This is a genomic window from Methylotuvimicrobium buryatense (assembly GCF_005931095.1).
Classification (GTDB): domain Bacteria; phylum Pseudomonadota; class Gammaproteobacteria; order Methylococcales; family Methylomonadaceae; genus Methylotuvimicrobium; species Methylotuvimicrobium buryatense.
Map to the genome: position 1 here is coordinate 1 of NZ_CP035467.1, position 21,480 is coordinate 21,480.

The following is a 21,480-nucleotide window of genomic DNA, read 5'->3' on the forward strand; positions in this document are numbered from 1 at the left end:
ATGAGTGCACTCTGGAACAACTGTCTCGCTAAACTTGAAAATGAAATTTCTTCCTCGGAATTCAGCACCTGGATTAGACCTTTGCAGGCAATCGAAACCGATGGACAAATCAAGTTATTAGCGCCGAACCGGTTTGTGCTGGATTGGGTAAAAGAACATCATTTCGCCAAACTGGAAGAAGCGATACAGCAATTATCCAACGGTTCCTTAAGTTTACAATTGGACATCGGCTCTAAGAAAGCCATACCGGCTCCTGCACCGCAGCATACCAAAGCCCCCGATTCCAAAAAATCACGCCCTAACTTTCTTAATAGAGCATTCATTTTCGATAACTTTGTCGAAGGTAAATCCAACCAACTAGCAAAAGCGGCCTCTATTCAAGTCTCCGAAAATATTGGCAAGGCATACAATCCGTTATTAATTTACGGCGCCTCCGGTTTAGGTAAAACGCATCTGATGCATGCGATCGGTAATGCGATCCTGCAACATAATCCGTCCGCGAAAATCGTTTATCTGCATTCCGAAAAATTCGTGCAGGATATGGTCAAGGCTTTACAACAAAATGCGATCGATACTTTCAAGGAATATTATCGAGGCGTCGATACATTGCTGATTGACGATATTCAATTCTTTGCCGGCAAGGAACGCTCTCAAGAAGAGTTTTTCCATACCTTCAACACGTTGTTGGAAAAAAAACACCAGGTCGTTTTAACCTGCGATAAATACCCGAAAGAAATCGTCGGTTTGGAAGACCGTTTGAAATCGCGCTTCGGTTGGGGATTACCGGTTGCAATCGAACCCCCGGACCTTGAAACCCGTGCCGCTATTTTAATGAAAAAAGCAATGATGGCGGGTGTCGATCTACCTCAGGAAGTCGCATTTTTTATCGGTAAAAGGATCCCTTCGAATGTACGAGATCTCGAAGGCGCATTACGACGAGTTATTGCCAATGCGCAATTTACCGGACGTGAAATTACCACCGAATTTACCAAAGAAGCATTGCACGATCTGATTTCATTGCAAGATAAGCTCGTCAATATCGATAACATCCAAAAAACCGTTGCCGAATATTTTAAAATCCGGGTTGCAGATTTATCGTCGAAAAATCGCAGGCAATCCATTACCCGACCACGGCAAATTGCTATGTGTCTAGCTCGTGAATTAACTTCGCACAGTTTTCCGGAAATCGGCGAAGCATTCGGTGGACGCGATCACACCACGGTTATTAATGCTTGTAAACGCATTGCTTCTTTACGTGATTCGGATGTAAAGCTTGAGGAAGATTATTTAAACCTGTTGAGAACATTGTCGCATTAACGGTGTTTAACTTGTGGATAACTATAGTCTTTAGCAGAGAAGGAGAGTTATCCTCTTTTTATCAAGCGCTTATCCACAGCTTTAAACGCCGGTTTTACAGTTCATAAGCTATTGATAAATAAAATAAAAAATGACTTATCACGCTTTTTTTATAGGCTAATAGTAAATATAAATAAATATCTTATATGAAATATATTATTAATAGAGAACAGCTATTGGTTCCATTGCAGCAAATTGTCAGTGTGATTGAAAAAAGACAAACCATGCCGATTTTGTCGAATGTGCTGATGGTTTTTCGTGAAAACACCTTGGTAATGACCGGTACTGATCTTGAAGTTCAAATCGTTACCGAAATTGCGATAGAAAATACGACTTTTGCCGAAATTACTTTACCCGCCCGAAAGTTTCTCGATATTTGCCGCTTGCTGCCGACCGGTGCCGATATCAAATTAGAAGTCGCCGACGACAAAGTTAAGGTGCTCTCGGGACGTAGCCGCTTTATTTTAAGTACACTGCCTGCCGAAAATTATCCGGAATTTTCAGAAACCGAGTTAGATCATAGGTTTACCATCAATGCAGGGCTTTTTAAAAAAGCGCTTGAGAAAACCGTTTTTTGTATGGCGTCTCAGGATGTCCGTTATTATCTGAACGGTTTATTACTCAACATTTCCAATTCGCGTATCAAACTCGTGGCATCCGATGGACATCGTTTATCGGTTTTCGAAGACAACTTAGCAAATCCAGCCGGATATGAAGCGCGTATCATTTTGCCCAGAAAAGGGGTCATGGAATTGGTGCGTTTATTGGATGATCCTCAAATTCAACTTGCTATTGAATTTTCCAGTAATAACATAAGGGTTACGATCAACAATACGATCTTTTCAGCTAAATTGGTCGATGCCAAATACCCCGATTTTAACCGTGTCTTTCATCAAGATTTTCTAACGCCGATTCATATTCAACGTCAGTTATTAAAAGATGCATTGACTCGAGTGGCGATTTTATCGAATGAAAAATACAAAGGTGTGACTTTCGACCTTTCTTCGGATTCGCTGAAAATCAGTGCGCACAATCCTGAACACGAAGAAGCCGAAGAAGAAATTGTTACCGATTATGTCGGCGAACCGCTTTCGATTGCGTTTAATGTGCAATATGTGCTTGATGCCATTTCTAATATCGATTCGGAAATTTCAGAGTTGACGATTGCAAGTAATTCCAGTTGCTGCATCATTGACGAACCGGAAACTAGGTCTTATCGATTCATCGTGATGCCGATGCGTCTATGATCTTTGCTTTATGCAATTTTGGGGAGCTTTATCAATGGAAAAATGAAGCCTTTGAAGTCAAATGAATCAGTTATTGCCTCGACATGCTTTTTTTACTGTGAAAGTTCGTAGATTGAGACTCTTTATCTAATTTTTCGATATGAAAAACAATGCCGGTTGCGAAGAGGGGCGGTTTCTCGTCCGACAGGCGTCGGCGGCAAGGATAGCCGCCGTCAAGCCTACACGGACGTATTCACGGTGTCCTGTCGGTCGAGTGACCGCACCCTCAGCTACCCAGAGCTTTCATTTTCCGGGGCGATGACCTGGCTTTCATGAACGTTAAGGTCAACTTTTCACTAACTTCCTGAAATTTCTAAATCGCAGTCATTATTAAATGTGGAAGCAACAAAAAAACGAGCTTGTTGTTCATCTAACCGGTGTTAACCGCGTGCTTTTTTTGACTAGCAACTAATAAACGATGAGTTTACAAAAGCTCGACATTTTTAATGTTAGAAATATTCGGCAAGCCAGTCTGCAACCATCGCCCGGACTCAATTTAATTTACGGGGCTAATGCAAGCGGTAAGAGTTCTGTCCTTGAAGCGATATTCATTCTTGGCCGGGCACGTTCTTTTAGAACCACACATATCAAACAAGTCGTAAACTTTGATCGAAACGATTTAATCGTATCGGGCAAAGTGTTGCAACAGGGCGGGCGCAGCAGTTGCCAACTAGGCGTACAATTCGATGGGAAGGTTTCTGAAATCCGAATTCAGCAATTACCTAACCAACCCCGGCATTTGCTTGCTTATGCCTTACCTATTCAATTGATTGAGCCTAAATCTTATCGTCTATTGGATACCGGGCCCCAAATTAGAAGAGAATTTATCGATTGGGGGACTTTCAATGAAAACGAACAATTTCTCTTGGCTTGGCGGCAGTACAAAACCGCATTGAATCAACGTAATGCCTTAATCAAACTAAAGCAAACGCATTCCATCCAAGTCTGGAATAATGAAATGGTTAATTACGGTACAATAGTCGATCAATATAGGCGAGCCTATTTACAAAGGCTTGAGCCGGTTTTTCAAGAATTTGTCAGTCGATTTTTAGGATGTGAAACTGTTCAATTCGATTATTTATCGGGTTGGGATAGCGGTAAAGGCTTTCGCCAATCCTTGGATGATGACCTCGATCGTGATCTACGCTATAAAATGACGCATAGTGGTCCGCATCGTGCCGACTTCATTGTTTCGGTTAACAATCGACTCGCCAAGGACTTTGTATCACGCGGACAATTGAAATTGTTAGTTCTATGTTTAAAGCTTGCGCAAGTACAATTATTGTCGACACATCAGAGTAACAATGTCTGTGTTTTAATCGATGATTTTACTGCTGAATTGGATACAACCAAAAGAGCGCTGTTAATAGAATATTTACAAGCAATGGATGTTCAGGTTTTTATCACGGCCACTGAGCTGTCTGAGTATGGTGATTTGAGTAAACTTAATAACTATAAAATGTTCCACGTGGAACATGGTGAAATTAAACAAGCGTAATGTTTCACGTGAAACATTGGTACATTGAGAAGGTAGTGAACACACATGAGCGAAAATATTAAGCAGTACGATAGTACGAATATTCAGGTGCTGAAAGGATTGGATGCGGTCAGAAAAAGGCCTGGGATGTATATCGGCGATACCGATGACGGAACCGGTCTACATCATATGGTTTTCGAAGTGGTTGATAACTCGATCGATGAAGCCTTAGCCGGGTACTGCAAAGAAGTCAGGGTTATCATTCATAATGATGGTTCGGTTACGGTATCCGACGATGGAAGAGGGATTCCCGTTGATATTCATAAAGAAGAAGGACGTTCCGCTGCGGAAGTTATCATGACGGTGCTGCATGCTGGCGGTAAGTTTGACGATAATGCGTATAAGGTTTCTGGCGGATTGCACGGTGTCGGTGTTTCCGTTGTCAATGCACTGTCTGAAGAACTTAACCTGGAAATTAGGAAAAACGGCAAGCTCTATAAACAAAAATACTTAATGGGCGAACCGCAAGCACCATTGGCGGAAATCGGACCTACCGAGGGCAGCGGAACCAAAATTAATTTTAAACCGAGCGATCAGACCTTTGGCGATGTCGAGTTTCACTACGATATCTTGGCGAAAAGACTCAGAGAACTATCTTTTTTAAATTCCGGAGTCAGAATTTGCCTGGAAGACGAACGCAGCAATAAACAAGATGTCTACGAATTCGAGGGCGGCATCAGCGCTTTCGTGGAACATTTAAATAAAAATAAAACGCCGTTATTTCCCGAAGTGTTTCACTTTAGCGCCGAAAAAGAGGGTGTGACCGTCGAAGTGGCGATGCAGTGGAACGATTCGTACCAGGAAAACATTTTTTGTTACACCAATAATATTCCGCAACGCGACGGCGGCACGCATTTAGCCGGATTTAGAGGAGCGTTGACTCGTACCATCAACCAATACATCGAAAGCAACGGTTTAGCAAAAAAAGAAAAGGTCTCGACGATCGGCGACGATGCAAGGGAAGGGTTAACGGCAGTGCTTTCAGTCAAAGTCCCCGACCCGAAGTTTTCCTCACAGACGAAAGATAAACTAGTTTCATCGGAAGTAAAACCCCTGGTCGAATCGACGATGAACGAGAAATTGCAGGAGTTTTTATTGGAAAAACCGCAAATCGCAAAAGCGATCGTCAATAAAATCATCGATGCGGCCCGAGCCAGAGAAGCGGCCCGTAAAGCACGAGAAATGACACGCCGTAAAACCACGCTGGATATCGCCGGGTTACCCGGTAAATTGGCCGATTGTCAGGAAAAAGATCCGGCTCTGTCCGAATTGTTTATTGTCGAGGGTGACTCGGCGGGCGGTTCGGCGAAACAAGGCCGCGATCGTCGCACGCAAGCCATTCTGCCGCTTAAGGGTAAAATCTTGAATGTCGAGAAAGCCCGCTTCGACAAAATGATCTCGTCAGAAGAAGTCGGCACCTTGATCACCGCGCTTGGTTGCGGTATAGGCAAGGACGAATATAACCTTGCCAAACTTCGTTATCACCGGATCATCATCATGACCGACGCCGACGTCGACGGATCGCACATCCGCACCTTGCTATTGACATTCTTTTACCGGCAATTACCGGAAATCATCGAAAAGGGTTATATCTATATTGCCCAACCGCCGTTGTATAAAGTCAAGAAGGGCAAGCAGGAGCATTACGTAAAAGACGATGCGCAATTGAACGATTATTTGATCCAATTGGCGCTCGACAAAGCGGTGCTGCACACCGATGAAACCGCCCCACCGATACAAGGCCAAGGCTTAGAGAAACTGGCGAAGGAATACACCGAAGTATTGGCCGTCATCACCCGCTTGACCAGTCGCTACGACGATACGTTTTTGGAACAACTGGTTTACATGGAACGCGTGACCGACGAAGTCAAACAAGACAAGGAACGCTTAGGGGTATGGGTGAGCCAATTGGCCGAACGCTTGTACAAACCGCAAAGCAAAATGGAATTCACACTTGAGCTCGATTATATGTCGGCCGGCGATTACACTCTAACGGTCAACAAGCGCCATCACGGCAATACCAAAACCTTTATGCTGCAAGCGTCGTTTTTCGACAGCAAGGATTATCAGAAAATCGCACAATACGCCGAGGACACGGTCGGTATGTTCGGCGAACAGTCCACTATCCGGATGGGCGAACGCCAGCAGCCTATCGAAAATTTCAAACAAGCATTCGAGTGGATGATGAAAGAAGTCAAAAAAGGCCAACACATCCAGCGTTACAAAGGACTAGGCGAAATGAACCCGGAACAGCTCTGGGAAACCACGCTCGACGCCAACAGCCGCCGCATGCTGCAAGTCCGCATCGAAGACGCAATCGCCGCCGACGAAATCTTCACGACCCTGATGGGCGACATCGTCGAACCGCGCCGGGATTTCATCGTCAAGAATGCGCTGGATGTGACGAATTTGGATGTGTAGGTTTTTGGTCTAAAAAGGGGATTGTATACCCTTTGTTAGTCAAATTTCGGCGTCGGGGTGCCCGTCAAAGGACGCCGTGAATACGTCCATGTAGGCTCTGTGACAGCATCCCTGCTGTCAAAGCCTTTGCCGAACACCCCGCACCTCCACGCGTCAACAACGAAATTTGAGGTGCGTGGGTATAGCTCAGCATAATCAAACATACAGAGCTGAAAAAGAAGAGCAGTGAAGACAACAAAATACTTCCTGACAACCCGTATGAGACCGGATCGAGAGATTATCAAGGACGAATGGATTCAATACGTTGTCCGGTTTCCTGAAAATGAGCACATACAGTTCGATGGCAGAATAAGGCGATGGGCAAGAATTGAAGAAATGGGAGGCCGGTATCCGCGGGTAATCCTGTTGCCGGATGGGGAAACCGTACATAACGCATTTATCGATAGAGGGTATAAACCATGAAAGTCAGCCTATTTCGAAGATACCGACACCCTATACATCGAGTTCCGCAGCAGCGGGATAGTGGAATCCAAGGATTTGGATGAAAACACCATCATTGACGTTGATGCACAAGGCAACGTCTGTGCAATGACATTTGAGCATGCAAGCCAGCGCACTGACGTTAATCATCTGATTGTTGAGGGTATTGCAGCATAGTCACGGTAGGACGCGGTTAGGAACGAACCGCATTGATTGATACACGCCTGTTTTTTATTGCCACCAATCACTATTTGGCATAGCATAAGCCCCATGTCGACGCCCTTCAAAACAGCCTTAGTCATTTTTCTCGTGATCCTGCAATCGATCGCGCCGTTGGTGCATGCGCATCCGATGGTCGACGAGTTGTCGGACGGCGTGCACATGCCCGGCTTTGAGCAATTCAACGCCGCGAACGACGACGATGCATTGGCATTGTTCGACGCGTCCGTGATCGATTTGGATCAAGGCATTGAAACCGAAACGACGCTGCTGTCCGATTGGCTCCCTTTTGCCGTAGTGTTCGTTGCTTTCGTGTTTCCCGAACCGGATGAATGTCTCGGTTTCGAAGTTGCGTTTTCTCCACCGCCGAATGTGCTTTCCGGCCGAACCTCTTCCTCACCTCAAGCGCCCCGTGCACCACCCGTGCAACTGTAAACAGTTTATAGACCGTCGGATTCGCTGAATATCCGACTCGTTGTTTCAGTTGCGGCCCTGCTGCCGCATATTGCGGAGCTCAATATGATTCCCCTCAAGCCTTTAAAAGGCGCTTTGCTGTGTTGCTGCCTGCTGTCGACATTCGTTGTATGGGCAGACAGCGAAATGATCGTCGATCATTTCGATCCAATAGAGGTCGAGCCGACCATGACTTTGGCCGGTTTGATCGATACCACTGCCGAACATTATCCCGATGCCGCATGGCTCAAAGCGTTGGAAGACGAAGCGAAAGCACTTGCTGAGCGCGGGCAAAGTTGGATAGCAGGACCTGCTACTGCAGATTTGTTTTTTTTGGAAGCGACCAGCGGTACCTTGCATATTCTCGATGCAGTAGTAAGCGTGCCCTTGTGGAACTTCGGGCAACGCGATGCCGAACAAAATATTGCTCAACGTGCCGATGACAGCAGGCAATCGCAAAGCCGGGCGTTCAAATTGCGTGTCGCTGGATTAGTTAGGTCGGCCTTATGGGATATCGCATTGACCGAAGTGCGTCAAGACCAGGCAAAAACCGATTATGAATTAACCGAAAAATTGGTCGGCAAGGTCAAGCGGCTTTATGAATTGGGTGACTTGGCCCGGGCCGATTTATTGCTCGCGCAAAGCGAATTGTTGCAGAAACGGTCGGTGTTGACCCTGGCGGAATCGGAAGTCATGCATGCCCGAAAGCGCTATACGAATTTGACGCGGACCGAAAAGATTCCGGCCGAATTCCATGAACCCTTGGTTGCGCTGAAAACAATCGAACAGCAGCATCCCGCCTTGGCCGCGCTCAACAGTCAAATAGCCCGTAAACAAGCCGAACTCGAAGCGATACGTTTGACCGGCTCGGGTCAAACTCAGGTTTCTGTCGGCATCAACAGCGATCGGGGCAACAACGACCCGCGCAGTAACTATACCGAAAGTTTCGGTGTCGGTATTTCGGTACCGTTCGGCGGCAGCGCGCATCAGGCGCCGAAAATTGCCGCAGTCAATGTCGAGTTAAATCGTCTGATCGCCGAACGTGAGCAACTGTTTAGAGATTTGAAACTCGCCTATCACGAAGCCGAGCATGCTTTGGAAGTCAACCGCGCCGAACAGGCAACCGCCGATGAAATGAAGCAACTGGCGGAAGAACATTTGGATATGACCGAATTAAGTTTCTCGGTCGGTGAAATCAATCTGATCGAATTATTAAGAATCCGTGCCAGAACCCAACAAGCCATCCTCAACGCCAAAGAACGTTCGGTGATCTTGCAAAGGGATATCGCACTATACAATCAGGCCGTTGGAGTGTTGCCATGAAACGAATCTTGTTATCAGTATGGGCCGGTCTGTTTGTTTTACAGGCCTCAAATAATAGTTGGGCGGCAAACGCGTGCGAGGTTGTCGGAGCGGATACGGCGCAGGAGAATCATTGTTCGCCGGTATCGGCACAGTCCGTTCTCGATCTGAGCAACGAGCAGATCGACAACTTGGATATTAAACTCGCCGCCTTGGAAAAGGCCGACGAAATACCGCTTCTGACTGCATCGGCTCGTGTGATCGTTCCGCCGGAAAATGAACAAATCGTCAGTACGACCGTAGCGGGGATGGTGAGCCGCATTCATGTCGCAGATGGCGATGCCGTTCAGCAAGGTCAAGTATTGGCTCAATTGAACAGTCCTGAACTCTTGGCGTTACAGCGCGACTATCTGAAACGGGCCAGCGAAGCGCAATTAGCCGAGGCGGTCTATCGGCGCGACCGGAAATTACAGAAGGAAGGCATTATTCCGCAGAGCCGATGGGAGGAAACGCTTAGCCGCTTCAACGTCGCCAAAGCTAAGGCGCAAGAGGCCAAACAAATGTTATTGATTACCGGTATGACCGAAACGGAGGCCGGGCAATTGCTTGCATCAAGACGGTTGAACAGTCTACTGGAAATTAGCGCTCCGATCGGCGGCACGATACTGCAGCGTAGCGCTTCGGTTGGTGAACGTCTAACCGCGAACACACCGTTGTTCCGCATCGCGAATCTCGAACAACTTTGGCTGGAGCTGTCGGTCGCTCAGGATCGTATCGATGTCTTGACGGTCGGAGACAAGGTTAAAGTCGCCGGTACAGAAGCTATCGCCGAGATTGTTTTGCTGGGCCGGCATGTCGATAAACAGACTCAATCGGTGCTCGCGCGCGCCGTATTAGCGGGACCTCAAGCCGAGCTGCGGCCGGGACAGACAGTCAATGCTTTAGCGATCAAGCGTATTGAGACTGCTGCGTTTAAGTTGCCGCAATCGGCGTTGGTGCAAAGCGAAGGGCGGGATTATGTATTCGTGCGGACAGGACAGGGCTTTGAGGTTAAGCCGGCCGAAGTTATCGGCCGGCACGAAGATGCAGTCTTTATCGTAGGTGAGTTGGACGGTAGCGAAACGGTCGCGGTGCGCGGCGCCGCGGCATTGAAAGCGCTTTGGCTGGAGTCCGGGAGCGCTGAGTGATGGGTCACTTGATTCGATTCGCACTGGCTCAGCGGATATTGATTGTTTTGTTTGTGCTGTTGCTGGCAGGCGGCGGCTGGTATGCATGGCAACGGATACCGATCGATGCGTTTCCGGAAGTCTCGCCGACTCAAGTCAAGGTGATCGTCAAAGCGCCGGGTATGACGCCGGAAGAAGTCGAGACACGGATTACCGCACCGATCGAAGTCGAGCTGCTGGGTATTCCCAATCAAACGATGCTGCGCTCGATCGCTAAGTATGCGCTAACCGATATCACGATCGATTTCGAGGAAGGTACCGATATTTATTGGGCGCGCCAGCAAATCGCCGAACGCTTGAATACCTTGTGGGCAGACTTGCCGGAGGGCATTGAAGGGGGGATTGCGCCGATGACAACGCCTTTGGGCGAGATGTTCATGTTTACCGTATCGGGTGGAGGCTTGGATCAGATGGAGCTACGTACCCTATTGGATTGGGTGATTCGCCCGGCACTACGAACCGTGCCGGGCGTCGCCGATGTCAATTCGCTGGGCGGTACGGTGCGGAGTTTCGAAGTCGTGCCCGATTCGCTCAAAATGGCTGCCCGAAATATTACGACCGACCGTTTGATCGATGTTTTGAAGACCAACAATCGCAACGACGGAGCGGGACGTCTGCAAGAAGGCGAGGAAACCTTGATCGTTCGCGCGGAAGGGCGCATTCAGAAATTATCGGATGTGCGGGCGATAGTGGTCGATACCGTTTCCGGCATGCCGATTACGATTGGGGATGTTGCAGAGGTTCGTATCGGCGCACTGACCCGGTACGGTGCAGTTAGCCGTAACGGAGAAGGCGAGGTGGTTACCGGTTTGGTATTAAGTCTGCGCGGAGCGAATGCCCGGCAAACGATCGATCTGGTCGAACAAAAACTGAACGGCATCAAAAAAACCTTGCCGGACGGCGTGAAAATCGGCGTTTTTTATAACCGAGGGGTATTAGTCGGACAAGCCGTCGATACAGTGATTACTGCCTTGACTCAGGCAATCGTATTGGTGTTGTTGATGCTGGTGTTGTTTCTCGGTAACTGGCGCGCCGCGTTGACCGTAGCATTGGTGTTGCCATTGGCGGCATTGTTTACGTTCATCATGATGAAAACGATGGATATGTCCGCTAATTTGATGAGTCTCGGCGGACTGGTCATTGCGATCGGCATGTTGGTCGATGCGGCGGTGGTCGTCGTCGAAAATATTATCACGCAATTGGCGCACAAAGAAAAAGCCGAGCGTCTCCCGCGATTGCATATGATCTACCGGGCGACCCGTGAAGTGGCTGTGTCGGTTACCTCGGGCGCATTGATTATCATCATCGTCTTTGTGCCGCTGTTAACCTTACAAGGATTGGAGGGAAAATTATTCGCGCCGGTTGCACTCACGATCGTGTTTGCCTTGGCCGCTTCCTTGATATTATCGCTGACCGTGATTCCGGTGCTGGCTTCTTATTTGTTGAAACAGGTATCGCAAAATGAGCCCTGGCTGCCTCGGCAAATGCTTAAAGCCTATCGGCCGGCATTGCTATGGTGCTTGGATAACGGTAAATCGGTGTTTCTTGGCGCGGGCGGATTATTGCTGCTGGCTTTATTGTTGTTTAACCGAATCGGCAGTACTTTCATGCCGAGTATGGATGAAGGCGATATTATCGTGCAGTTGGAAAAGCTGCCGTCAATCACGTTGGAACAATCGGTAACGCTCGACGGGCGCGTGCAAAAAGCGTTGCTGGAAAAAGTACCGGAAATTGCCGAAGCGATATCGAGGGTCGGATCCGACGAACTCGGTCTCGATCCGATGGGCTTGAACGAGACCGATACGTTTCTGATTTTAAAACCCAAGGATCAATGGCGGATGGCAAGTAAGGAACTGTTGATCGACGAGATTCGCAAGGTGCTCGATCAACTTCCGGGCATTTCTTACGGATTTACGCAGCCGATCGAGATGCGCGTGTCGGAAATGCTGACCGGGACCCGAGGCGATGTTGCGGTCAAATTATTTGGCCCGGATTCGACCGTTTTGAATCGAAAAGCCGAGGAAATCGCAGCGGTGTTGAGGGGGTTAAAAGGTTCTAGCGACGTCTTTCTGAAACAAAACGAAGGCATGCAGTTTTTACAATTAAAGCTAGATCGTGCGGCGATCGGACGCTTTGGGTTGGATATCGATGCGGTCGAGAATCTGTTGAGAGCGCAGATCGAAGGTTTGAAGCTGGGTATCGTTCAGGAAGGTCAAGTAAGGACGCCGCTACTGTTGCGCGGCGCTGGCAGTTCGGCGAATTTCGCTAGTTTACCGATTGCGTTGCCGGGAGGCGGCTATGTCGCGCTGTCGGCATTGGCAAAACTCGATCGCAGCGAAGGTCTGGTGTCGATTGAGCGTGAGAAAACTCAGCGCTTCGCAGTCATTCGCAGCAATGTCGAAAACAGAGATTTAGTCGGTTTCGTCGACGAAGCGCGAATACAGGTTGCGCAACAGGTCGAACTGCCGCCCAGTTATTCGGTCGAGTTCGGCGGACAATTTGAAAATCAGCAACGGGCCGCTGCAAGGTTGGCGATTGTCGTACCGATTGCGTTGATCCTGATTTTTTTGCTGTTATTCGCGACCTTCGGCTCGGTCCGTCAAGCGACTTTGGTATTGTCGAATATTCCGCTAGCGATGATCGGCGGCGTCATTGCGTTGTGGTTGTCCGGCGAATATTTATCGGTACCGGCTTCTGTGGGTTTTATTACATTGTTGGGTATCGCGGTCTTGAACGGCGTGGTGATGGTGACCCATTTCAATCAATTATGCATAGCCGGCATGCCGGTCGGGAAGGCTGTCGTAGTCGGGTCGATGCGACGTTTGCGGCCGGTCTTGATGACTGCAGCAACGACGGCATTCGGTTTGTTGCCGATGTTGTACGCAACTGGACCGGGTTCGGAAATTCAGCGGCCGTTGTCGATCGTCGTGATCGGCGGCTTGTTGTCATCGACCTTTTTGACGCTGTTTTTATTGCCGATATTGTTTCAACGTTTTGGTATGGCAAAGGAGCTTAGCGATGAGTAGCCCTGAGTTTTTAGTTACATTGAATGTTGCGCCGGATCTTGAAGAGGCAGTCGTCGATTGTTTGTTGACGCTGGAATCCGAACACGGTTTCAGCAGTCTGCCGGTCTATTCTCACGACCACCGAAACGTCGGTTTGTCTTTGGCCGAGCAGGTGACCGGCCGTCAACGCAAAATCCGTTTTCAAATGTATCTGCCTGAGCAGGGCTTGGCCGAGCTGCTCGATAAATTGCGCGGCGAATTTTCGGGTTCGGGCATCAGCTACCGGGTATCGCCGGTACTCGATAGCGGTGTGATTTGATTTCTCCCGGCGCCTCCATACGCTAATACAGAAATTTGAAGTGCGAGGGTATCGCATAAGTCGGGCTTAAACCCATATAGGGACATTTAATAACTATTTATTGCCGACAACTATTGTCTTATCTTTCCGGTATTCTTCGCTTAGAATGGCGTATTAATAAACCTTAATAACCGTAATAAAATAAATTGCCGATCATGTTGTTTCTAAGATTCGGTAAATCAATAAACGGATAGCCATTATGCAAGAACTGATGAAATTTTTATTCGGCAGCGCAGATTTAATGCCGCACGGTAATTGCTTCCTGTGGCAACCCGGCTTGCTATGGTTAACTGTAACGGCGAACATCGTGATCGCCTTGGCTTATTTTTCAATTCCGGTTGCGCTGCTTTATTTCGTTTATAAGCGTAAGCAAGTCGAATTCAAAGGCATATTATTGCTATTCAGCTTGTTTATTTTTTCCTGTGGCACGACGCATGTCATGCATGTCGTAACGATCTGGAGACCCGTTTACGGATTGTCAGGCATTATCGATGCACTGACTGCAGGTGTCTCGGTGGTAGCGGCCGTAATGCTTTGGCCCTTAATACCGAAAGCGCTATTGATTCCGAGCCCATCGGAATTATTGAAAGCTAATTCTCTGTTACAGGACGAAATTCGATATAACTTAAAAATACAAAATGAACTCAAGCGGCTCAATCAAGATTTAGATAAAACGGTTGAGTTGCTGCAACAGAGTAACCAAGCTTTTCAGGAAAGCGAACAACGTTTCAAGCATGTCGTCAACGTCACGCCGGCAGCGATATACACTCTGCTTTTTACCGGCCATGACCGATATCCCTATAGAACGACATTTATAAGCGACGCCTTCTTAAGCATTACCGGCTTTGCACCTGCCGATTGGTACAGCAATGATAGTTTATGGATCGATCGCCTGCATCCGGACGACCGTGAGCAGACTATCGAATTAATGGAACAACTAAAAGAAACCGGACAGTTAAATCATCAATACCGGTTTCGGCATAAAGACGGCACCTATCGTTGGATACATGACAAATCGATTATGACCCGAACATCGACGGGGCAAATCGATGAAGTGTTCGGCGCATGGATGGATGTGACCGAACATAAAGAAGCCGAAGAAGAACTGCACCTGGCTGCGATTACTTTCGAAAGCTTGCAAGGGATCATGATTACCGACCCTGACGCGACAATTTTACGTGTCAATCAAGCATTCACGACAGTGACCGGCTATGCTGCCGAAGAAGTGATCGGCAAAAATCCGAATATTCTGCACTCCGATCAACACGATCAATTATTTTATGAGGACTTATGGCGGCAATTGCAAATCGACGGTCGATTCGAAGGCGAGATTTGGGATCGCCGTAAGGACGGTTCGATTTTTCCGATTTGGCAATGCATTACTGCGGTTAAAAACAACCGGGGCGAAACCACGCATTATGTTGCGGTGTTTACCGATCTGAGTGAGAAGAAAAAATTCGAGGAATATATTTCGCAATTGGCTTTTTACGATCCGTTGACTGATTTACCGAATCGCAGACTGTTACTCGAAAGAATCGAACAGGTATTGATACAAGCCAAACGAAAAAATACTTATGCGGCGATTTTGTATATGGATTTAGATCGATTCAAGGTATTGAATGACTCGATGGGGCATCAAACCGGCGATGAGTTGTTGGTCCAAGTAGCCAAACGTTTGAAGCAATCGATACGACAAGAGGATACGCCGACTCGACTCGGCGGCGACGAGTTCGTTATCTTGGTACATACCGATACCGATCGTCAAGATGAGGCGACTCAAAAAATTTTAAATCTTGCCGAAAAAATTATGAGCAAGTTGAACGAGCCCTATTTAATCAAAGGCAACGAGCATTATTTCAGTTCCAGCATGGGCGTTACCTTATTTTCCGGTCGGTGCCAATTGGCGGCGACCGATTTACTGCAACAGGCCGATACCGCGATGTACCGGTCGAAAGAAAAAGGTCGCAATACCATCAGTTTTTTCGATCGAAGCATGCAAGAAGCTGCCGATAAACGCTTACAGATCGAAAATGCGCTACGAATGGCGATAGAGCAACAACAATTTACGCTTTATTTTCAACCTCAGGTCGATAGAAACGGCCGGATAATCAGCGCCGAAGCGTTGATTCGTTGGAATCATCCGGATAAGGGACTGATTGCCCCGAACGAATTTATTCCCATCGCCGAGGAAACGGGCATGATACAGCAAATAGGCGCTTGGGTTATCGAGGCTGCGTGTAGCCAGATTAAACTATGGCAACAAGCCGGTATGGACTATGCCTATGTTTCGATTAATGTGAGTTCGCAACAATTTCGGCAAAAAGATTTCGTGACTAATGTTAGGCGAGCCATTGTGCAAGCCGATATCGAATCAAGTCGGTTAATGATTGAAATAACCGAAAGTGTGTTGATGCAGGATATCAACGACACTATAGAAAAAATGCAGGCATTGATGGAATTGGGTATCGCGATTTCGATCGACGATTTCGGTACCGGCTATTCGTCGCTGGCCTACTTGACGCAATTTCCGCTCAGCCAATTGAAGATCGATCAGCGTTTTGTCAAAAATATTGATGTCGATAAAAACAGCGCAGTCATTGTCGAAACCATCCTTGCGATGGCAGGCAACCTGGGTCTGAAAGTTGTTGCCGAAGGAGTTGAAACCGAACGGCAGTTGACGTTTTTGGTTGAAAAAGGATGCATCGTGTTTCAGGGGTATTTTTTCGGTAAACCGGTTCCGGTCGATCAATTTGGGATGAACATTGAGTGAATGGAAATCAAAAGTGATAGCCAATGAAAATGTATAAGCCTAATAAGAAAAGTTAGTACAAAACAAAGTTAACCCAATTAGCCACTCACTGCCATTAAGTTAAGGAAATCCGTCACTCCGCCATGGACTGGCGGAATCCAGTGCCATGGATGGCAAGCTTTTGAGGCACATTAGAGCTTGAATGCAAGCATTACTTATTTTTGTGACGCCTTAACTTAATGGCAGTGAATTAGCCAGTGGGTTGATTCACTGATGCTTGTCAATTATCGATTAAGTCTTGCACGGTAACGCTTTCGTCATTTAAGAGTCACTAAATCTTCATCATTTTTTCACATGTCCTCATTATAGTGACCGCTCACCTTAACCTTGATTAAGCGAAGAGAGAGGCATTACATGAGCGATAATAAACAGCCGATGATTGAGATGGATAATGGCGACGAGCCAATGAGTAATCATTCGGACAACCCGCATTTCGCGACGATTTTGGAAAAAAGACTGTCGCGCCGCCAAGTGCTGAGCGGCAGTTTGACAGCTGCAGTAGCCGGCGTTTTCGGCGCTTCCGGTATGGGTAATATAGCCGAAGCGGCTAACCCAAAAAAACTGCCGCCAGCCGCATTGTCAAATGGCAAACAGCCTTTTGCATTGAAGCCTACTTTAGGGTTCGATGCGATTCCGGTCACGCGTTCCGATACCGCAACCCTCCCGCACGGTTATAAAGCGCAAGCCCTGATTCCTTGGGGTACTCCGATCACTGGCAGCTATCCGGAATTCAAATCGGTTGAAGGCAACACCGGCGAAGAGCAAGAACAACAAGTCGGCTCGCATCACGACGGCATGCATTATTTCCCGATGCAAGACGATCCGAACGGTCACGGTCTTTTGTGCGTGAACCATGAGTATGTCGATCAACGCGTATTTCATGCAGCCGGCCCAACTTTCGTTGCCGGTCAACGTCCGACCGACGAAGTCAGAAAAGAGATCGCCGCGCACGGCGTCAGTGTGGTCGAGATCCAAAAAAATTCGATCAGCGGCGAGTGGGGCGTGGTCAACGGTTCGTACAACCGCCGTGTCACGGCCGGCACGCCTGCCGAAATTCGCGGCCCGGTACGCGGCAGCGATTTGGTTAAAACCAAATACAGCCCGGACGGCACGATGGCGCGCGGCACGATCAATAACTGCGCGCACGGTTACACGCCTTGGGGTACTTATTTGACCTGCGAAGAAAACTGGGCGGGCTATTTTGTCAGCCGCGTGCAATTGGCCCGCGCGGAAGCCTTGTTGAACTGGTTCGAAGACTCGCAATCCGCTCTTTACCCGGGCCGTAAAACGTCCTTTGTACAAGGCCGTTACTTTGCGCGTTTCTATCCGGAAACCAACCGTATCATAGGTATTTTCGACGAGTTCTTCGATCAAAAAGTCACCAACTTGGTTTATTCGCAAACCGGTAATACATTTAACGACACAGATCGCGTGTTGGAAGGCGAATTCGGCGCCTTGTTGGCACAAGCCGGTATTGCAGAAGACCTGTCGTTGAGCCGGCCGAGAGAACAAAGCCGCTTTGGCGTGCCTACCGCCAACAGCCGTTACCGTTGGGAAACCGCGCAAAGCGGCGAAGATCAATACATCCGCTTCGATGCCACGCCTAAAGGTGCGGATGCGACTGAAGATTACCGTAACGAGCCGAACACGCAAGGCTGGGTGCTGGAAATCGATCCGTTCGATCCGAACAGTACGCCGATTAAACGTACTACGATGGGCCGTTTCGCGCACGAAGGCGCGTGGTTGTCTCCGCCGCAGTTGGGTCAGCCGGTTACTTTCTATATGGGCGACGATGCACGTAACGAATATATCTATAAATTCGTCACCAAAGCGCGTTACAGCAAAAAATCCAACGGCGACATGCTGGACGAAGGCATCTTGTACGCCGCCCGCTTCAACGACGACGGAACCGGCGAATGGCTGGCCTTGGACATCAACGATCCGAAGTTTCAAGCCGCAGCTGCCGCTGCCGGCGTCGAATTCGCGGATCAAGCCGATGTCTTAGTCAACACGCGTCTGGCGGCCGATGTCGTCGGTGCGACGAAAATGGATAGACCTGAGTGGGGTACAGTACATCCGCAAACCCGCGAAGTCTATATGACGCTGACCAACAACAGTTCACGTACGGATGAGAATGGTAATAATCCAATCGATGCAGCCAATCCGCGCGGACCGAATCCCTACGGCCATATCATCCGCTGGCGCGAACAAGGTAACCGTTCTTGGGCGACCAAATTCGAATGGGATATCTTTGTCTTGTCGGGTACGGAAGGCGACAGCCAAGTATTGCCGGAACAAGGCGGTCCAGCATTGACGCCGGATAACATCCACGCCAGCGCGGACGGTGTGTGGATCGACCAATTCGGTACGCTGTGGATTCAAACCGACATGAGCGGCTCGCAACAAGCGTCCGGCCCATTCGGCGCCAACCAAATGCTGGCGGCCAACCCGGAAACCGGCGAAATCAAGCGTTTCCTAGCAGGACCGAACGATCAGGAAACCACCGGCGTTGTCTCGACACCGGACGGCAAAACCTTGTTCGTCAACTTCCAACATCCGGGCGACCGTTCGCAACCGGGTGCATTCACCAGCAACTGGCCGGATAGCGGCGCGGTTTACAGACATCCTGGCGATGCGATAGTAACCCACAGTCCTAGCGGTCCGCGTCCGCGCTCAGCGACATTGGTCGTTACGCGTGAAGACGGCGGCGTGGTCGGTTTATAAAGAGATCGTTAGTTAGTCATTTTCTAAAGGAAAGACTAGTGGGCAAGGACGCCCATTTTTTTAAAATGCTTTTAGCCGGGAGATGCAATGGGCATCAGCGTTACGCAATTAGTCATCATCATGGTCATCGTGATTCTTTTATTCGGCACCAAACGCGTTAGAAATTTAGGTTCCGATTTGGGTGTCGCGATCAAGAGTTTTCGCAATTCGGTCAAGGAAGGCGAAGACGATAAACAATTAAGCAAAGACGAGTCCGAAAAAGTGGAAGATTCGGTCGAATTGCAACATCAAAGCAAAGTCTAAATCCCATTATGTTCGATATCGGTTTTACCGAACTGTGCATGATCGGTTTGGTCGCATTGTTGGTCATAGGGCCTGAGAAACTGCCGAAAGTGGCCCGCGTTGCGGGCTTTTGGGTAGGCAAGGCGAAAAATACTGTGGCCAAAGTCAAGGCCGAAATCAAGGAAGAATTGGACGCAGAAGAACTGCGTCAAGCGGTTCGGGAGCAAAACGGCTTTGAGGAGATAGATCAATTCAAAGCAGAGGCCGATGAACTCAGGCAAAAGATTAACAAGCCGATGCCGTCGATCGTCCCATCGCCAAAGCGCGCCAAGAAACTTTGATCCTAAAAAAATAAGTTGGGCATTCTAAATCCCGTTCGCCCTAAGCCGAGTCGAAGGGTGGACGGGATTTAGAATGCCCAACTAGTGACCGGCATGTGGAATCCGCTCATGCTTCGCTTTGGATCAGCACGAACGGGTCTTCAACACATGTCAACTGCTTTTTAGTGTGAAAGTTCGTAGATTTGGACTCGTTATCTAGTTTTTCGATATGAAAAACAATGCCGATTCCGAAGAGGGTGCGGTTGCTCGACCGACAGGTGTCGGCGGCAGGACAGATTTTTCTGCCCTGCATCGCCTAAAGCGCCTTCTGTTGGTGCCCTACTACACGCCATCCCATCCTTGGCGTTCGAGCCGCCGTCAAGCCTACAAGGACTTATTCACGGCGTACTGTCAAGCGAGTCACCGCACACTAACCCACTCCTCGCACTTTGATTTGCCGGGTTGATGACGGCTTCCTCATGATCGTTAGGTTAAACGATCAATCATGAAAGAAGTTTTGGAATTTGACAGATGCATGATTACCGTTACAATTTTCTAACCGCTAACCGCTAACCGCTAACCGCTAACCGCTAACCGCTAACCGCTAACCGCTAACCGCTAACATCATCCCCCCACATAAACGTCAGCAACACATACCGTTTTCCGGCAGTGACATCGGAAGCGGCGTGCAGTAAGGTGCCGGAAAACACTAACCCGCCTCCTGCCGGTGGACGGTAACGTTTAGCTCCGAATTCCGGAAAAACGATTTCGCCTCCCGTGTAATCGTCGTTTAAATTCAGCGATAATGCGAAACGCCGATGTTTGGCATCCGGCGTCACATTGTCCCTGTGCAGGCGAAAATAACCGCCGGTGATTGCATCGTAAGCCACGACTTTATAACCTTCCAGTCGGGTCACCTGATAATGAAAGGCGCGGGCAATAACCGGCAATAATCGCTCGACTAATGCGTCGTTTACAGCTTGAACCAAATCCGGATCGTTTAAGCGATGATCGCGTCTAATTTTAGTTCTGGCATCGGGGATGAGTGTCGGTTCCCCGGCGACCATGCGCACCATGCCGCTATCAAAGTTATCCGCTTCATGAGCAGCAATCAATTGTGTACATAACGAAGAGGGCAGCACTTCGGGAACTATTAAGACCGGGGCGCTTTCATTACAAACTGTGGAGTATTGTGCCGGGATCGCATCGAGTATGTGTTCTATTTCGTTGAGGGTGGGATTTTCAAGGCAGGCAAAAACGGTCAAGGTAGGGCGCAATATCAATACCAGCGGTTCGCTTACCTGTGAGGCGTTTAAAAAAGCCTGTGTCAAGCGCCCGTCATCCTGAAGTATTGGAAATGGGGAATCGATCTGATGATTTTGCTTTCCGGAAAATACTCCGATTAGCTTGGTATGATCTGCTAGCGGCGCATATTGCAAGAGTTCTACTTGAATGGCGGAAAATACGATTACGACCGGGCTTTGACCACAATATTGTTCATAAAAAGTTACCGGCATTCCTTCTACTTCCGGTAATAAAAAATCCGGAGCGATTTTACCGGGCCGGATTTTTTGACATAGTTCGTTTAGGGTTGGCAATTTAATCTCCATTTAATGTCTTGAATTACCGTTGAAAGTCCATATTTCGGCTCACCCCAAACTTAAAAATGAGGTCGCGCGAATTTTCAGTATCAAAGGAGTTG

The 21,480-nt window shown here is 48.3% G+C and carries 14 protein-coding genes and 1 pseudogene; 14 read left to right on the top strand and 1 reads right to left on the bottom strand.

Going from position 1 to position 21,480, the window contains the following annotated elements:
* From dnaA to tatB, 14 genes and pseudogenes are all read left to right on the top strand, one after another.
* Positions 1-1,317 (top strand): chromosomal replication initiator protein DnaA, encoded by a 1,317-nt coding sequence (dnaA, locus tag EQU24_RS00005; RefSeq protein WP_017841472.1) that lies wholly within the window; start codon positions 1-3, stop codon positions 1,315-1,317.
* 185 nt (positions 1,318-1,502) lie between these two features.
* On the top strand, positions 1,503-2,603 hold the full coding sequence (dnaN, locus tag EQU24_RS00010) for a DNA polymerase III subunit beta (protein WP_017841471.1): 1,101 nt from the start codon (positions 1,503-1,505) through the stop codon (positions 2,601-2,603).
* Between the two features lie 457 nt (positions 2,604-3,060).
* The gene (recF, locus tag EQU24_RS00015; protein WP_017841470.1) at positions 3,061-4,140 is read left to right on the top strand and encodes a DNA replication/repair protein RecF; all 1,080 of its coding nucleotides are present in this window, start codon (positions 3,061-3,063) and stop codon (positions 4,138-4,140) included.
* A gap of 45 nt (positions 4,141-4,185) precedes the next feature.
* Complete coding sequence (gene gyrB, locus EQU24_RS00020; RefSeq protein ID WP_017841469.1) at positions 4,186-6,600, top strand: DNA topoisomerase (ATP-hydrolyzing) subunit B; 2,415 nt, start codon at positions 4,186-4,188, stop codon at positions 6,598-6,600.
* A 480-nt stretch (positions 6,601-7,080) separates the two neighbouring features.
* Positions 7,081-7,257 (top strand): annotated as a pseudogene (locus EQU24_RS23400) (DUF2283 domain-containing protein); the annotation flags it as partial.
* Positions 7,258-7,350: 93 nt separating this feature from the next.
* Positions 7,351-7,734 (top strand): hypothetical protein, encoded by a 384-nt coding sequence (locus tag EQU24_RS00035; RefSeq protein WP_014146528.1) that lies wholly within the window; start codon positions 7,351-7,353, stop codon positions 7,732-7,734.
* 84 nt (positions 7,735-7,818) lie between these two features.
* A complete protein-coding gene (locus tag EQU24_RS00040) occupies positions 7,819-9,075 on the top strand; it encodes a TolC family protein (RefSeq protein WP_017841467.1) in 1,257 nt (418 codons plus the stop codon).
* The gene (locus EQU24_RS00045; protein ID WP_017841466.1) at positions 9,072-10,241 is read left to right on the top strand and encodes an efflux RND transporter periplasmic adaptor subunit; all 1,170 of its coding nucleotides are present in this window, start codon (positions 9,072-9,074) and stop codon (positions 10,239-10,241) included. Before EQU24_RS00040 ends, EQU24_RS00045 begins: the two co-directional genes overlap by 4 nt.
* Complete coding sequence (locus EQU24_RS00050) at positions 10,241-13,306, top strand: efflux RND transporter permease subunit (protein ID WP_017841465.1); 3,066 nt, start codon at positions 10,241-10,243, stop codon at positions 13,304-13,306. Before EQU24_RS00045 ends, EQU24_RS00050 begins: the two co-directional genes overlap by 1 nt.
* Positions 13,299-13,604 (top strand): DUF3240 family protein, encoded by a 306-nt coding sequence (locus EQU24_RS00055; protein ID WP_014146532.1) that lies wholly within the window; start codon positions 13,299-13,301, stop codon positions 13,602-13,604. Before EQU24_RS00050 ends, EQU24_RS00055 begins: the two co-directional genes overlap by 8 nt.
* A gap of 238 nt (positions 13,605-13,842) precedes the next feature.
* A complete protein-coding gene (locus EQU24_RS00060) occupies positions 13,843-16,413 on the top strand; it encodes a sensor domain-containing protein (RefSeq protein WP_017841464.1) in 2,571 nt (856 codons plus the stop codon).
* 393 nt (positions 16,414-16,806) lie between these two features.
* Complete coding sequence (locus EQU24_RS22660) at positions 16,807-19,176, top strand: PhoX family protein (protein ID WP_017841463.1); 2,370 nt, start codon at positions 16,807-16,809, stop codon at positions 19,174-19,176.
* 87 nt (positions 19,177-19,263) lie between these two features.
* Positions 19,264-19,479 (top strand): twin-arginine translocase TatA/TatE family subunit, encoded by a 216-nt coding sequence (gene tatA, locus EQU24_RS00070; RefSeq protein WP_014146537.1) that lies wholly within the window; start codon positions 19,264-19,266, stop codon positions 19,477-19,479.
* 8 nt (positions 19,480-19,487) lie between these two features.
* Entirely contained in the window at positions 19,488-19,799 is a 312-nt protein-coding gene (tatB, locus tag EQU24_RS00075) for a Sec-independent protein translocase protein TatB (protein ID WP_017841462.1), read from the top strand.
* Between the two features lie 590 nt (positions 19,800-20,389).
* Here the strand turns inward: tatB and EQU24_RS00080 are convergent.
* Complete coding sequence (locus EQU24_RS00080) at positions 20,390-21,376, bottom strand: 2OG-Fe(II) oxygenase (RefSeq protein ID WP_201764866.1); 987 nt, start codon at positions 21,374-21,376, stop codon at positions 20,390-20,392.
* Positions 21,377-21,480 lie beyond the last annotated feature (104 nt).

Excerpts from the sequence above, each read along its gene's own strand:
- dnaN (WP_017841471.1), top strand. The coding sequence starts at position 1,503 with ATGAAATATATTATTAATAGAGAACAGCTATTGGTTCCATTGCAGCAA.
- recF (WP_017841470.1), top strand. The coding sequence starts at position 3,061 with ATGAGTTTACAAAAGCTCGACATTTTTAATGTTAGAAATATTCGGCAA.
- EQU24_RS22660 (WP_017841463.1), top strand. The coding sequence starts at position 16,807 with ATGAGCGATAATAAACAGCCGATGATTGAGATGGATAATGGCGACGAG.
- EQU24_RS00045 (WP_017841466.1), top strand. The coding sequence starts at position 9,072 with ATGAAACGAATCTTGTTATCAGTATGGGCCGGTCTGTTTGTTTTACAG.
- tatA (WP_014146537.1), top strand. The coding sequence starts at position 19,264 with ATGGGCATCAGCGTTACGCAATTAGTCATCATCATGGTCATCGTGATT.
- EQU24_RS00055 (WP_014146532.1), top strand. The coding sequence starts at position 13,299 with ATGAGTAGCCCTGAGTTTTTAGTTACATTGAATGTTGCGCCGGATCTT.
- EQU24_RS00050 (WP_017841465.1), top strand. The coding sequence starts at position 10,241 with ATGGGTCACTTGATTCGATTCGCACTGGCTCAGCGGATATTGATTGTT.
- tatB (WP_017841462.1), top strand. The coding sequence starts at position 19,488 with ATGTTCGATATCGGTTTTACCGAACTGTGCATGATCGGTTTGGTCGCA.
- EQU24_RS00060 (WP_017841464.1), top strand. The coding sequence starts at position 13,843 with ATGCAAGAACTGATGAAATTTTTATTCGGCAGCGCAGATTTAATGCCG.
- gyrB (WP_017841469.1), top strand. The coding sequence starts at position 4,186 with ATGAGCGAAAATATTAAGCAGTACGATAGTACGAATATTCAGGTGCTG.
- EQU24_RS00040 (WP_017841467.1), top strand. The coding sequence starts at position 7,819 with ATGATTCCCCTCAAGCCTTTAAAAGGCGCTTTGCTGTGTTGCTGCCTG.
- EQU24_RS00035 (WP_014146528.1), top strand. The coding sequence starts at position 7,351 with ATGTCGACGCCCTTCAAAACAGCCTTAGTCATTTTTCTCGTGATCCTG.
- dnaA (WP_017841472.1), top strand. The coding sequence starts at position 1 with ATGAGTGCACTCTGGAACAACTGTCTCGCTAAACTTGAAAATGAAATT.